This window comes from Prevotellamassilia timonensis (genome assembly GCF_900106785.1).
GTDB classification, from domain to species: domain Bacteria; phylum Bacteroidota; class Bacteroidia; order Bacteroidales; family Bacteroidaceae; genus Alloprevotella; species Alloprevotella timonensis.
In genome coordinates, this window is record NZ_LT629844.1 from 399,444 (window position 1) to 413,922 (window position 14,479).

The following is a 14,479-nucleotide window of genomic DNA, read 5'->3' on the forward strand; positions in this document are numbered from 1 at the left end:
ACCGTGACCACTATATTAACAAATAAAACAGCATAAGCTATGGCAAGAACAAAAGAAACGAAAATGTTTCCTGAACAGCAGGAGAAAATGACACAGGAGGTGATGGCTTCGCTTCACCCATCCACTTATGGTAAAGACTATGCCCAAAAACATAGCTCTTTCTTTGAAGAGGTGGAGAACTCCGATTTAGAAGTTGTGACAGAGAATGTGGCTGCAACAACCTCCAACATGGAGGACGAGCTTACGAACGAGGTTCAATCGCCACCGAATCCGCAGAAGCGCATCAGTGGCAAGCAGCGCAAGGCGACATTAGAGGAGTATCAGCAGACCTTCCTCCAAGTTCCAAGGATTGACGACCGCAAGCCAGTCTTCGTCAGTTCCGATGTACGAGACCGTCTTGATCGAGTCGTCCGCATCCTTGGAGGGAGGCGCATGAGCGTATCGGGCATCATCGAGAACATCGTGCGCCACCACCTAAGCCTTTATGAAGAGGACTTCGAGGCTTGGCGCAAATTGTGAGAATTAAGGTCTGCGACCTTGGGCGTGGATAGCTGAAAGGCAGTAGTTCCAACTAACGTGTTCTGAGAGGGAGCGAGGTTATGTTTTGGGAACCCCAAAACGCCTCGCTCCACCATGAGGGCGGAGATATTTTGCTCCCAACGGTCGCAGAAAGTGAGTGTACCAACTGTAAACAGTATATCGAATGACAAGCATACATGAACAGGACAAGAAAAAGGGCGGAAGACCGCCCACAGGCAGGGTTCGCAAGCTGTCGAAGTCTGTCACGGTGAAGTTCTCGAAGCCAAGCTACGAGGCACTGAGGCTGAGGGCGAGAAAAGCCAACCGCAAGTTGGCGGAGTACATCCGTGAGTCCGCCTTGAACGGCGAGGTGGTCAGCGGACACAATGCAGAGACGGTAGCCATCGCCAAGAATCTCATTGGCATGGCGAACAACCTCAACCAACTTACCAAGCTGTCGCATCAGAGAGGTTTCCAGGAAACCCATGTGTATGTGGTGGACTTGTTGAAGAGATTGAAAACCGTCCTTGTCGAGTATCGGCAAGGAAATTCCAAACCTAATCCAAGCGGAATGAACAGAAGGGAGGATACACCATGATAGGCAAGCTAAAGAAAGGCAGCTCATTTGGTGGTTGCATCCGCTATGTTACAGGCAAGGACGAGGCGAAAATCATCGCCTCGGATGGTGTGTTACTCGGCAAGAATACCGAAATGGCGCAAAGTTTCGAGCTACAAAGGCAACTAAATCCAAGTATTAAGAAGCCTGTTGGACATATAGCTTTGAGCTTCAAGCCCGAGGACAAGCCACGCTTGACGGATGAGTTCATGGCTAAGATAGCCCTTGAATACATGCAGATGATGGGTATCACCGATACCCAATTTCTCATCGTAAGGCATCACAATACGCACAATCCACATTGCCATATTGTGTACAACCGCATCAATAACGATGGCAAGCTCATATCAGACAGGAATGATTACAGGCGTAATGAGCAGGTGACCAAGGCTCTAAAATCCAAGTATGGACTGACTTACGGAACGGACAAGAGCAAGACTAACACTCGCAAATTACGCAATGCGGAACGTGCCAAATACGAGATTCACAATGCTGTTAAGGACGCATTGAAAATGGCAGATAGTTGGGAAAAGCTCAGAAGCGAACTTGCAAAACGAGGTGTTCACTTGGAGTTTGTCTATAAGGACAAGGAGCGGAGCAAGGTTCAAGGCATCCGTTTTTGCAAGGATGGATATAGCTTCAAGGGTACGCAGATTAGCCGAGACTATAGCTTTGGCAAACTGAATGCAAGATTTGAGGGAACAGAGAACCATGTATCAGCAAGAGCCATTTCTACTCAACAATATGAGCAAGGTAGTTTCAAGGACGAGCTGTTGCCATTCATGTCGGAGAGCAGCCAGAACCCATGGAATGGTATTTCTTCCATAGGACTTTTTGCTTCTGCCAATGCACAGACCTTTGAGCAATTCCCAGAGGATGAATCATCCAAGAAGAAAAAGAAGAAACGCAGAAGAGGCTTTAGCCTTTGATGCAAGTTACAAACCATTCAAACAACATAAGAAAGATGAAAGAAGAACTATTGGAAGCCATCTACGGCACAGTTGAGAGATTGGAGCAGAAAGTCGATGAACTTTCTGCCTCACCAAAGAATACAGAGGTAGGAAGTACTCCTGTTCCTGTAAGTGTTGATACGAGCATACTTGAAAAAGCCATACTTGCTATGGCTGCAAAAGAAGGGGAAGCTATTGACAAATTGGCAAGATTAAGAGAGGCAATTTGCATCTTTACCGACCTTACCAAGAAAGAAGCAAGCAACGGCGAACAGCGAAGCAAAGTCTTGTTTGACACAGTTAAGCAGTTGAAGCAAGAGCAAGATGCTACTTCACAAGTAGTACACGAAAAGCTACATGCTATGGTCAACACGCCTCAGAAGAAGATTGTTATCCACCGCTTTGAACCTACCTCCAAGTATGTTCTTCTTTTCATCGGTAGCTTGGTTCTATCTCTCGTTATTTCCATTTGGGGCAACCTCACCCAATGGCGAGAGCACCAAAATTGGGAGGAAGCAGACTTGAAGTATCGAGCATTGCGAATGGTACTGCCATCTGATGACCCGAATATTCGCTACATAGAAAAACACTTTTCAGTACAACGTGATGATGATACTATTAATAATGTTAGAAATCGTGTCGCTGTTTATGAGGATTCTATCCGCCGACATTATGAAATGATTGAAATGGCTGCTTACAAGGATAGCCTTGCAAAACAATTAAACAAAGAAGCTAACGACATAAAAGAAAGGCTTAAAAAGTAAAAGAGCCTATGCCTATTTTCTTCATTCTTACAATGTAATAGATTCTTAATGTTGATGCAATGATACTGTAACTAAAAAGCCGTACTTTTGCAGCCGAAGTATCCTGAATCATTCAGACTCATTCGATACTACGATGAAGAAGATGATCGTGAGTTTACTTTTCTGACGAATGCAAAGCATCTTTCTGCGTTGGATGTCGCGAATCTATATAAAAAAGATGGTTGGTCGAGCTGTTTTTCAAATGGCTAAAGCAGCATCTTAAGATAAAGAGCTTCTGGGGCACAACGGAGAATGCTGTACGCATACAGATTAGTGTTGCCATTATCACTTATTGTCTCGTGGCTATTGTTCACCATGATATACAATTGAAACGCTCAACATATGAAGTTTTGCAGATTCTAAGCATTTCATTGACGGACAAAACCCACCTAAGAGATCTATTTGATAAGACTATTTTCAACGATGTCAAAGAACTCGATTATTCCCTCTTTAAGGGACTAATGTCTTAAATTATATAATAAGGGGTAGACATATATATATAATATGCATACCTCTTATTATATGGTTTTGTATATGTTTGTTATACAAAATACGAATTTGTAAGTACAAACCGTTTATTATGTTGGTTATATTTCACTTTGTTAAAAATAACGCTTTATATGTGTCAAATTAACACATTGCATTGATTAACAAAAATATTTTGATTGACACATTTTGATGAAATAGTTTTTTTATTACTTTTGCAAATGAAAACTTACATGACTTGGCTTTAATAGACCTCGACCAAGCTGTGCTATTATTGTAGAGGTTGCATAAGGAGTAAAAAAATGAAGAAGTTTTTCATGGGCATGATTGCCGTTATTGTGTGTGGTACTGCATTTGCAGGAAACTTAAATGAGATTAAGGCTTCAGCAGTATCAGATGATGATCTTAGCTCATCTACACCAGACAAGATTGTATCTACTTTCTATGGTTCAAAGGCTTCAACTAACGCAAACAATCCTTGCAAGGGAGCAACTATCAGAAAGTGCGGAACCATAGAGTCAAGTTTGGTGTCATTTGAAGACCAAACTTTGGTGATGCAGCAGGTAAAGGATGCTGATGGTAACACATTATTTACAAACAATTTCTTTGCTCCATCTTCCGTGTCAGAAACAAAGGCAAATATTAAGCTTGAAACAATGAAATTGGGTGGAACGTTCAAGGCAAATGTGGCAGAATGAAAATAAGGCATATTTTAGCACTCCTTTTCTTTATGTTTTGCACGACCATATTTGCACAGGGGCGTGATTATATAAATGAAATGGAGCAGAACGACTTGCAAATCAGACAGAAGCCTAACACTGAAGGGCTTCTGTCTGATTATTTGCATTCAGCAAACATTAAGGAAGATACAATTTTTGCAATTCTTTATAGTCCTGCTGAATGTTTTAGATGTGAAGCTGCAATTCCTGCATTTTATGATAAACTGAAACGCAATAATCCGAACAACAAGTTATTACTAATAACTGCATATGGGGATTCTAAAACAGCAAGTTGGTATAATTCTAAAAACAACTATAAGGCTGATTATTACATTTATGATACGAAATCAGTTTATAGCAACATCTTCAGTTTCAACTCTGAAGGAATGTACGGATTGTATATACTCAAATTAGTTCCAAAAGAAGGCGTGTTCGTCACAGGTGGACAATATACGGTCTTAGGGGCAGAGTTTGTGAAGCAGTTGGTACTTTGTAAAAAGAGAATTGCTCCTCACATGTATGAATTGGATAAGAAAGACTCATATAAAGAGGTGTCAGACCAGATTGCGATGATAAATGTTCCTATGCCGAAATGGAAACAAACGGACATTGAGGTCAACACGAAAGATGGAGTAGAAATATCATCAATATATGATATTCCCAAAATAGAGAATGGACACCTTTTTTTTAACGACATGCTGAACAATGGTATAATGCTGTTTAATAAAGAAAATGGTTTGTTTAAATTCAAGCGACTCTTCCAAGCAGACGAAGCGGAGAAAAAGAAATTTGTTTCCGTGCCAGATAAGGATTTCAGAAACTTAGTAAAACAAGGACAAGTCTTTTACATAGCATTGTCTGCAAATATGTTGGACTCTTCTCATATCGGAATTTCCTATTCCCTGCCAAAGATTCTTCGAGAAAAAGTAGGCAACGAATGGAACTTTAGCTTTTACAATGCCCCTGCTGTCTTGATACGAGACATCAACAATTATACGTCAGGCAAGATGATTTCACCAGATTTCGATTTGGAACATTCCAAGTATTTCTATCTTCACTTTGTGTTCGACTTGTTCAATAACAAATTATGGACAGGAAGCGAAAAGTTGACATGGCCTATGGATGGATTTGAGAAAGAGGATATTGTAGGACAGAAAGATTTAGACCCTTTTAATGGCAGCTTTTATAAGACCTTCAATCCAATAATAGCTTCTTTTCGTATCAATGACGGAAAGTGTGATGGACATTACGGCAAATTAGAGCGTATTCAAGAAAATAGCAGAACAGGCTATTATTATCTTAATAATGTATTCGCACATGAAGGAAAAACTTTCTTGTATGGAAATGGTTACACAGGAAAACTGTATGTGACAGATAGCCTTCATCTTGACAAATATAAGGTTTACATGGTGTTTGACACAGATACAGTTCCTATGATTGCACCAGACTCCACAAAATTTTATACGCATGAATATGGAAATCTGTATAGTTCTTACTTCACAAAGTGCATCACAACTGTAAAAATGGATAAAAGGAACATCTATTGTCTTTTAAAGCATGGTATGCCAAGGACAGACAACTTCCAAAAGGACAGATATTCCTTTGTCATCGTAAATAGAAAAAATGGGAAGACCAAGGAATATCCACTTCCGTCTGTAGCTCCTACAGAATACAAATGTTTAGGATATGGAATAAATGCGCAAGAAAAGCATTTCAACCCATTTATGTTTGTCAAGAAAGAAGATGGTAAGTACATAATAAGGATGTTGGAAATCTAAGCGTCATTATCGTGTGGATATTTTTTATCAATAAAGCCGTATCTCGCCCCAAACAAGTCTTGATACGGCTTTATTCTATTTAATTCATAGGATTATGACAAATAATAGAAATCTATAAGTGTAAGTGTTTGCATCCGTATCACGGAATGAATATCCATTGTAGGATATTTTTTCCTGTAATCGTCTGTCAAGTCTTCATATAAGTACCATTGAGTTCTTTTGCCCTCTTGGCTGATAGAAAAAGCAACATCATATTGAGCAATTATAGTGTCTTTTTTATCCGTCATTAAATGAAATGTCCAATGTTCATAACTTGGAAGAGTCTTTTGGTCTGTTTTGATAAAGCTATATTTTTCAGACAATTCTATGGAGGAAGTTGTTTCTATATAGGCTTTCCACTGTTCTTCTCTTGCACTATTGAGGAGTGAAACAGTTCTTTCAGCCGACAAAGCAGACGACAATTTCCTCATGTAAAAATAGTAAACATCAGATGGCAAAGCAGGAGGATTGTCTTCTAATTCCTTTTTTATCTTTTCTGCATTAAAAGGTGCATCGACATAAACCTCAGTTTTCACAGACCAATAACTCTCAGATACATAGGGAGTAAATTTCGGTTGGTCAGGAACCTCATCATTCACCTTGTCACAAGCTGTTATCGTGTAAACACACAATAAGCATAATATATATTTTAGAAAAATACGTTCCATATTCGACTCAGACTAAAAGATATTTTGAATTTGGTTACAAATTTACAAAAAAAATCATAAACATGAATTTTTAAAGTCGCATTGTAAGGAAGCAAAATGCTTTTTAACACTTTCCATGTTTATAATGCCGAATATGAAACTTGTAAGCACTTAATAAGATGGCAACTTTGCTTTTGTGAAGAACAATTATGTTCTTTTCAAAATTTAATAATCTATAAAAACAAAGCAAAATACATTGCTTTTCATATTTTTGATTTATCTTTGCACTTGTAATTGAAGCGTTCTTTGTATATCGCAAAGTTGTAAAAGATAAAGAAGATTGCTCGTTTCTAAATCGTTAGCAGTTACATTATTTAAAGTGTTTAACTCGCTGATATTCAATCAATAAAAGATTTTATTGTGACTCGAGACATGGTAGGTCACATGTTTGCTGATACCTGCCGCACGGCTCCATTCCGGGATGCAGTCGTAGTTCTTGCTTGGCAGTGTTGGAAACACCTTGTCCTCGTCACTCGCAGATCCACGCTCAGGCATCCAACGAAGGGCTTGCTTGTTAAGAGGAAGATAGAGAGGCTGCTTGGTCTTGTACTGCAATATCTCAACTCGTGTCTTGTCACCCTCGGTGATGATGTTCTTCCACTTCAAACTCTTCACGTCACTGATACGGAGTCCGCAGAAGCATGAAAACAGGAACGCCGCCTTGATATCCTCACGCTTGCAAGGGGTGTCAATCAGTCTCTTCACCTCGTCAACGGTCAGGTACTCTCGCTTGGTACCGCCACCTTTCAGAACATCCATGCGAAGACGCAATACGGGATTGTCGTCCATTATCTCTTCCTCAATAGCCATGTTGAAGGCTGCTTTGAGGCATTTGAGATAGTTCATCACCGTGGACTTGGACGGATGGGTGTGCTTGTAGGTGATATAGTCGTTCAACAAGAACACCATGAAACCATTGCAGTATTCCTTGGTCATCTCTGCGAGTGTCACGTTTGGCGAGTGTTCTCTCACTGCATTCAGCACGCTGTTCACCCAGTTTCGGGCAGATTGTCTTCCTCGCTCCACTTGTGCGTCACGGAATATCTCCAACCAATCCACAAGTCGCATTTTGATTCTCGACTTGTCTTTGAGCCCTGCGATACCGTTAGTGATGCTCATGATGCGTTGTGCCTTGATGGCATAGACTGCTTGCATCGTCTGCTTGTTCTGCTCCCTGGCAGCTGCGTCAACCTCTGGTATGAGATAAAGGCGCAGATAATCATAGGTACGGCGACCGTTGACATTGATGGATAGATAGACCGACTTGTTGCCGTTGGCAAGTTCCTTGAAGCGGATTCTCACAGGCTCCTTGGTCTTGGAATTTCTCTTGCGCTCAGTCTCTGCAACGGCAATCTCTGTCTTCACCTTCTTAGTGGCAAGATACTCCTTGTATTTGTCCACGTTGGCATCTGGATCTTCTCCATGCGGCTTGTAGCCTCTTCTGCCGACACGCTTCTCAAAGGTTCCGTCCTTCAATGCCTTCATGCGTTCCTTGGCCTTTTTCTCAGCTTCTTTCCAGATTTCCTTGTGTTTCTCCTCGCTGTCATCCTTACGAAGATAAAGACCAACTGACTCATAGGCACGTTGTCCCTTACCATAATATATATCAAGGAAGAGGGAACGGTCTCCATTGCGCATCTTGCGACTACGGACTATCACAGAACTGGTGTATTCCTCAACTTTCTCCACTTGGTTCAGCTCGTCAGAAGGATCCGTGAAAGTTTCTCCATTGACAACCTCTCGCATCTTGCGTTCTTTCAGACGCTCTGCGGTTTCCATGACCAAGGCATTATTCTGCTTGTCAGCCTCGGTAATCTCTGGGTTGATATAGAGCTTCAGAAACTCGTACTTGCGCTCACCATTATAATATATGTCGAAGTAGAGCGACTTGCTGCCGTTGGCAAGGTCCTTGAAACGAAGAGTGACAGCTTCACGCTTGTTGGGTCTGCCTCTATGTTTTTTGATTGTTCCATCTATGGCTCTGTCCTCACCGTCATCGTCAATAAACTTCCATTGGTGTCCTTCTCTGCCAGAAACGGCTCCAACGACTTCGTTTACCTCACTTTCCTTTCCCTTGACACTTTTGCCAGTTTTAGCAGTATTGCCATTCTCCTTCTTACTTAAACGTGCGGTCTTCTTGCTTGAAGTTGTTGTAGAAGCAGGATGCTCCAAGGAAGCCTTCACTGTTTCCAACTTTCCCGACAGGATTTCTTGCACTCGTTGGTTCTTGATAGCTTCTGCCTTCTGCAAGGTCTCGGCATTGACTGCCTTAGCCTTGTCATCGTCCTCGGGAAGCAGATAAAGCTTCAAGAACTCATACGACCTCTTTCCACTTTTGTAAGTGTCGAGATAAATCGACTTTGTGCCATTCGCCAAATCCTTGTAGCGTATGCGCACAGGTTCATTGTTACTTCTCATGTTACTTTGTTATTTATTCTACTTATTGTCATTTTGCGAGATTTGTTACTCGCGGTGCAAAGATACGAAAAATAATTGGATTTGTTACCCAAAATAAGAACCAATTACGAACCATTAACTATGATAAATAATAAAATTAAATGGCAAAGTAACAAACAAATAACAAAATACATACTTTATTAAATACTTGCTATATGCTGTATATATTGGTATTTACGCGCGATTTCTTATCATTTTGATTGTTGCATGAGATTTGACGTTGTATTGGCGTTGCTCGTTTCGGACGAACAGGGCAATGCGAAGGCCTTAACAAGTGGAACGAGTGACAGGACTGGCTCCACGTTTTCATGTATATATACCAACCATTTGTTAATCATGCCAATATGGTAGCCGTTGGCAAAAAGAATAGTTGGTATGAGCTGTATAAAAGTTCCAATTACAAAGACAGACAAAGGTGGTTTTCAAGTAATCATTGACTTGAATTTATATAGTGAAAAGGCTATAACTGCTACTATTTACAGATATACAGACAAGTACTTTGTTTATCAGAACACAATGCCAAGTAATGATAAACAGGTTTGTGTGATTTTTGAATCAAAAGAAGGTGTACTTGACGAGAATATCGTTAAGCAATTCTGCAATGACTTAATTGACCAACAACTTCGTGAAATTACAACGGAGAAGTATGGACATATTCGTGATCTGATAGTAGAGGAAGCTTTTAAACCTGTATCAAGATGAGATTCCTGTTCGTATTAGTTTCATGTCTGTTAGCATATATTCCTATTTTTGGAAAAAATAATTCAAGGGTGTATAAAGCAAGCAAGGGAAATTTCAACCAGTCTTTGTTGGTCCTACATAAAACAACACCAATAAATATTGGTAGGACGCATAATGCTCATAGTTCACATATGGCTCACGCTTCGCATTCTTCACATTTTTCTAGTCAACATATTTCACATTATTCGTCAACCATAAACAACTATGCAAAAGTTGAGGTTAAGGGGGAAAGGGAAATAAATAATGTTGATTTGAAAAAGTTAAAGCAGATTGTGTCTGAAGGCAGTGGTCTTTCATGTAAGAATATCCGTATACAGTATTGTTACTTGAAGACTTTCCAGAATGTGGGAGTAGAACAGAAATGCTATATAATAACAATTGATTTCGGTACAAATGTTTATAAGTACTATGTCTATGGAAAAATGAAATACTTTTTTCTTTTACAAAACGGATTAAGTGTCTATGATACTTCAAAAAAAATATCAGATATAATATGGTTAGAAAGAATAGTTAAAATCTTACAGAAATGAAATATCAGTTACTTCCATTCCGCTTCGCTCGATTTAACGAAGGAGAATATCTTCTATCGAATGATGTTGGAGAATACATATTCCTAAAGAATGACGATTTCCATAAATTTGTCAATGGAGAACTTGACCCTACAAGTGACTTGTTCTATGACATTGAGTCAAAGCAGATAGGCACAACAGACAATGTTGAAGATGTTGTAAGAATGCTTGCAACAAAATTCCGCACAAAGAAGAGTATCTTAGAGGATTTCACTTCTTTGCACATGGTTGTGCCAACTTTGCGTTGTAATTCAAGCTGCATTTATTGTCAGGTAAAAAGACATGAAAGTACAGACCATTCTGCCGATATGACGAAGAAAACAGCAAAGAATATTGTCAAAACTATCTTCATGTCCCCTTCTCCATGTATCAAGATTGAGTTCCAGGGTGGTGACCCGTCAACCGATTTTGAAATGGTGAAGTATATCATAGAAGAAGCTGAATGGCAAAACTTATTCAAGAAACGTGAATTAGAATTTGTCATCTGCACCAATATAACTTTGCTCAATGAGAAGATGGTCAAGTACCTAAAGAAGCATAATTGTATGATTTCTACATCTTTGGATGGCCCAAAGGATTTGCATGATGCTAACAGACCCCTACAAGATAAGAATCTTGACCACCACGCTATCTTTGAGAAAAATCTACAGATGATTCGTTGCATTTGGGGCGATGATGAATGTGCATCCGCTTTAATGACAACTTCAAAGTATAGCCTTGGAAGATTCAAGGAGATCATTGATGAATACATCAGATTAGGTTTCCATAATATCTTTCTAAGGGCATTGAACCCTTATGGCTTTGCAAAACAGCATAAGGACAAGATAGCCTATCCGATAGAAGATTTTATAAAAAACTACAAAGAGGGGTTGGACTATATCATAGAACTCAACAAGAAAGGAACATTCTTTGTAGAAGGGTATGCAGCCTTGCTTCTGCGTAGGATTCTCACACCTTTTGCTACAGGGTTCGTAGACTTGCAATCTCCTGCAGGGGTTGGTATAGCTGGAGCTATATATGATTATGATGGCAGTGTGTATGTTGCCGATGAAGGAAGAATGATGGCTCGTTTCAAGAACTATTATTTCAGACTTGGCAATGTGAACGAAGATTCATATCAAAGCATGTTCAATGGAGAAAAGTTGCATGAGATTATAAGCAATGCTTGCAATGAATGTTTGCCCGAGTGCGCAGAATGCGTATTCCAACCTTATTGTGGTGCTGACCCTGTAAGAAACATGTCGGAACAGGGTGATATGGTTGGTCATCGTCCTACAAACGAAATGTGCAAGAAAAACAAAGCAATCATGCATTATCTTTTTGAACTTCTCAAAAAGCATGACCCAGAGATAAACAGAATATTTTGGTCTTGGATAAAATAGTGAGATATGAAACAAGTAAAATCGATATACAACTCAAATTCACAAGAACTTCTTGGGAAAGTAACATTGAATGATAAGAATATATTCAATCGCTCAACATATATCCTTGTAACCAACGAAAAGAAATTGCCCAAAGGTTATAAGGCTGTTATTTCGACACACGATTTATCTGGTGATACTTCTACGCCATATGTCAAAGTTGACAACATTTCAGCCTTTAATGATGGTGATGTCATAAATATCACAACAGATGGAGAGATATGCTTCCTTTATGAAATCAGCTCTACATCCAATGTTGTTTTTGCAACAGCTCGTTGTAATCATCGTTGCATTATGTGCCCCCAACCTCCAGTGTTGCAGGAAAAAGACAGGACAGACTTTAATCTGAATTTGATAAAATTGTTCGACAAAGGAGCACAAGAAGTCGGCATTACTGGTGGCGAACCAACAATGATTGGTGACAAATTGTTTGATATTATACGCCAAATAAAGAAATCATGTCCAAAAGCAGCCATAAGCATTTTGTCCAACGGAGTAAAATTCGCAGATATAAACTATGCGGCAAAATTGGCGGCTTGCAACCATCATGATTTACAAATAGACATTCCGATATTTTCGGACATTGCCTCTATCCATAATCATATTGTCGGAGCCAAGACCTTTTACAAGACAGTACAAGGCTTATATAATTTAGCACAATTTGGGCAACAGATAGGTTTAAGAGTGGTTATCCACAAACAGACCTATAAGAGGTTGCCGCAGTTGGCAGATTATATATATCATAATTTCCCATTTGTCACACAAGTCGCCTTTATGCAGATGGAAACTACAGGCTTGGCAGAAACTAACCTAAAAGATTTGTGGATAGATCCATACGACTATAACAAAGAGCTAAAAGAAGCTGTGCTTCTATTGAACAACAGGGATATTACTACCTATGTCTATAATGCTCAATTATGTGTACTGCCGCCCGAATTACGCCCATTCGCAAAGCAATCAATCAGCGAATGGAAAGATGTTTATCTTCCTGTTTGTGATGGATGTGTACTTAAAGGTGAATGTGGAGGTTTCTTCTCGACAAACAACAATAACATAAGTACGCATATCCACAAAATTTAATGTACAGATTCATGTACAGAGTGAATTGTTAACTATATTGTCAAACTTTAAAAACGGAGGTATCAATGAAGAGACTAATGGGCGCACCCGACAAACCCTGTGGAGTAGGCCGTGCAGATGCTAACCCAAAACTGTTGCTAAACGATACATGAAGAATGGTATGTCTATGACTCCTTTTACTTGTGCACGAAAGCATTTGATCTTTGAGTTCAACGATTCAGCTGAAGCGTTAGTCTTACGTCCGTCAAAGTAGTTCAGGATTTCATCCTCATAGAATCTGATGGTATCGCGTACGGACTTGATTTCACGCAGAGTGCAGGAAGCCACTTTCTCATACCACCCCTTGAAATTCTGTTTGGCAGTCTCCTTTGTGAGTTTCTTGTTTCTGAATATGGCTCTAAGGGAGTTGATCAGATTGTATGCTTCTTCAAGTTTTGGGTAGAGTGCGAAAAGTATCTTCGCACGCTTTTTCTGCGTTGCGCTCCACTTCTCTCGGCTCATGGACAATTGCTTGCGACATCGTGTCTGTGCCTCTACAAGAGTCTCGCCATTTTCAAGCCTTTTGGGTTCAAAGCGAGTGTTCAGCCTCATAGGCTTTCTTCCGCGCTTGCTCTTCTTCCAGTTCTTCCCATGCCTTTTCCTCATTCGCTCGCGGTAAGCCTTTCTCTGCGCTGCCAGATTTTCGAGGTATTTGCGAAACTCTGCCTTCTGTCTGTTCGCCTCCTTTACGGCTTTTCGTTTCAGGCGCAGGCGTATCTCTTCGCAGCCCTCTCCACCGCGTTTTACGACATGGAAGCAGTCACGTATGACTGTGGCTTTAGGGAATGCCTCTCGGGCTATGACACGCATGCAATCTGAGAGATCCATCGTGATATTCTCAACCATTTCACGCTTATCTGCAGGTAGTTGCATGAGAACCTTCAGTACGTCAGCAGGATTCGTTCCCTTGACTACTGCTATGATTGCACCCTTGCGACCATGGGCATCCTTGTTGTGAACGATAGTGTACAGTTCGCCCTGGAGGGAGGTCTCGTCTATGCCTTGCTCCTTACCTACGTTTTGCGGAATAAGAATCCACTTGGATGCGTGATCCTTCTGCTCCCACGTCTCGAAGTTACTCAGGGCGTCCTTGTATCTTTTGGCAAACGTGGAGCTGTTAATCATGTACGTATAACCAATCTGACGAGCGGTTATCGTCTCAGAGTCCATTCGCCCTCTTTAAAAAAAGCGCGAAGTCCTTCGCGTATCGAGTGCCCTTATGCTTCAGTTCAAACTCCTTGTCAAGGTCAACACTTCTTGTTGTGCCATCCGGCATTGTCCAACGCCTTCTTCGTATGTGAAGTACCGCCTTCTTGTCTCGGGCTGGATAGTCAAGTAAACATGATTCTTCCCCAAAACCATTGCTCACGGAATCCTTCATGTCTGGTGTGCGATTGTCGCGCTCATCCAGATAGATGTGAAGCTCTGTTGTGTAAAGAACATCCTTGTCCAGAGTACGCTGTGTTGCAAAGTCTGTCACCTCGAAATATTTAAGAACTCCTTCGGGGAGGAAATATGAGGCGAGGCCCTCATACATATTTTTATTGCCATTCTG

At 40.5% G+C, this 14,479-nt stretch carries 14 protein-coding genes and 1 pseudogene; 11 read left to right on the forward strand and 4 right to left on the reverse strand.

Annotated features, from left to right (window positions below):
- The first annotated feature begins 39 nt into the window (after positions 1–39).
- The 7 genes and pseudogenes from BQ5453_RS07250 to BQ5453_RS07280 all read left to right on the forward strand — a co-directional run bounded on the left by BQ5453_RS07250 (position 40) and on the right by BQ5453_RS07280 (position 5,871).
- Entirely contained in the window at positions 40–519 is a 480-nt protein-coding gene (locus tag BQ5453_RS07250; protein WP_071122670.1) for a DUF3408 domain-containing protein, read from the forward strand.
- 184 nt (positions 520–703) lie between these two features.
- The gene (locus BQ5453_RS07255; RefSeq protein WP_071122671.1) at positions 704–1,117 is read left to right on the forward strand and encodes a plasmid mobilization protein; all 414 of its coding nucleotides are present in this window, start codon (positions 704–706) and stop codon (positions 1,115–1,117) included.
- Entirely contained in the window at positions 1,114–2,064 is a 951-nt protein-coding gene (locus BQ5453_RS07260) for a relaxase/mobilization nuclease domain-containing protein (RefSeq protein ID WP_071122672.1), read from the forward strand. The genes BQ5453_RS07255 and BQ5453_RS07260 overlap by 4 nt, the downstream gene beginning before the upstream one ends.
- Positions 2,065–2,099: 35 nt before the next feature.
- On the forward strand, positions 2,100–2,849 hold the full coding sequence (locus tag BQ5453_RS07265; RefSeq protein WP_071122916.1) for a hypothetical protein: 750 nt from the start codon (positions 2,100–2,102) through the stop codon (positions 2,847–2,849).
- 99 nt (positions 2,850–2,948) lie between these two features.
- Positions 2,949–3,358, forward strand: a pseudogene (locus BQ5453_RS07270) (transposase); the annotation flags it as partial.
- A 318-nt stretch (positions 3,359–3,676) separates the two neighbouring features.
- Positions 3,677–4,072, forward strand: a complete 396-nt coding sequence (locus tag BQ5453_RS07275; RefSeq protein ID WP_071122673.1) for a hypothetical protein — start codon at positions 3,677–3,679, stop codon at positions 4,070–4,072.
- Between the two features lie 80 nt (positions 4,073–4,152).
- Positions 4,153–5,871 (forward strand): hypothetical protein, encoded by a 1,719-nt coding sequence (locus BQ5453_RS07280; RefSeq protein ID WP_071122674.1) that lies wholly within the window; start codon positions 4,153–4,155, stop codon positions 5,869–5,871.
- Between the two features lie 92 nt (positions 5,872–5,963).
- On the opposite strand, the gene BQ5453_RS07285 is transcribed toward BQ5453_RS07280, so the two are convergent.
- Positions 5,964–6,578 carry a hypothetical protein gene (locus BQ5453_RS07285; RefSeq protein ID WP_071122675.1) on the reverse strand — a complete coding sequence of 205 codons (615 nt, stop codon included), beginning with the start codon at positions 6,576–6,578 and terminating at the stop codon, positions 5,964–5,966.
- 381 nt (positions 6,579–6,959) lie between these two features.
- Positions 6,960–9,035 carry a tyrosine-type recombinase/integrase gene (locus BQ5453_RS14580; RefSeq protein WP_083361150.1) on the reverse strand — a complete coding sequence of 692 codons (2,076 nt, stop codon included), beginning with the start codon at positions 9,033–9,035 and terminating at the stop codon, positions 6,960–6,962.
- 414 nt (positions 9,036–9,449) lie between these two features.
- On the opposite strand from BQ5453_RS14580, the gene hxsD reads away from it, so the two are divergent.
- From hxsD to hxsC, 4 genes are read left to right on the forward strand one after another with little or no spacing between them, the layout of a single operon-like run.
- Positions 9,450–9,776 carry a His-Xaa-Ser system protein HxsD gene (gene hxsD, locus BQ5453_RS07295; RefSeq protein ID WP_071122676.1) on the forward strand — a complete coding sequence of 109 codons (327 nt, stop codon included), beginning with the start codon at positions 9,450–9,452 and terminating at the stop codon, positions 9,774–9,776.
- A complete protein-coding gene (locus BQ5453_RS07300) occupies positions 9,773–10,345 on the forward strand; it encodes a hypothetical protein (RefSeq protein ID WP_071122677.1) in 573 nt (190 codons plus the stop codon). The genes hxsD and BQ5453_RS07300 overlap by 4 nt, the downstream gene beginning before the upstream one ends.
- On the forward strand, positions 10,342–11,766 hold the full coding sequence (gene hxsB, locus BQ5453_RS07305) for a His-Xaa-Ser system radical SAM maturase HxsB (protein WP_071122678.1): 1,425 nt from the start codon (positions 10,342–10,344) through the stop codon (positions 11,764–11,766). The genes BQ5453_RS07300 and hxsB overlap by 4 nt, the downstream gene beginning before the upstream one ends.
- 6 nt (positions 11,767–11,772) lie before the next feature.
- Positions 11,773–12,885: a His-Xaa-Ser system radical SAM maturase HxsC gene (hxsC, locus tag BQ5453_RS07310; RefSeq protein ID WP_071122679.1), complete on the forward strand. Its 1,113-nt coding sequence runs from the start codon at positions 11,773–11,775 to the stop codon at positions 12,883–12,885.
- A gap of 120 nt (positions 12,886–13,005) precedes the next feature.
- Here the strand turns inward: hxsC and BQ5453_RS07315 are convergent, their stop codons facing one another.
- The gene (locus tag BQ5453_RS07315; RefSeq protein WP_074027632.1) at positions 13,006–14,049 is read right to left on the reverse strand and encodes a transposase; all 1,044 of its coding nucleotides are present in this window, start codon (positions 14,047–14,049) and stop codon (positions 13,006–13,008) included.
- A 34-nt stretch (positions 14,050–14,083) separates the two neighbouring features.
- A complete protein-coding gene (locus BQ5453_RS07320) occupies positions 14,084–14,461 on the reverse strand; it encodes an ISAon1 family transposase N-terminal region protein (protein WP_143033257.1) in 378 nt (125 codons plus the stop codon).
- Positions 14,462–14,479 lie beyond the last annotated feature (18 nt).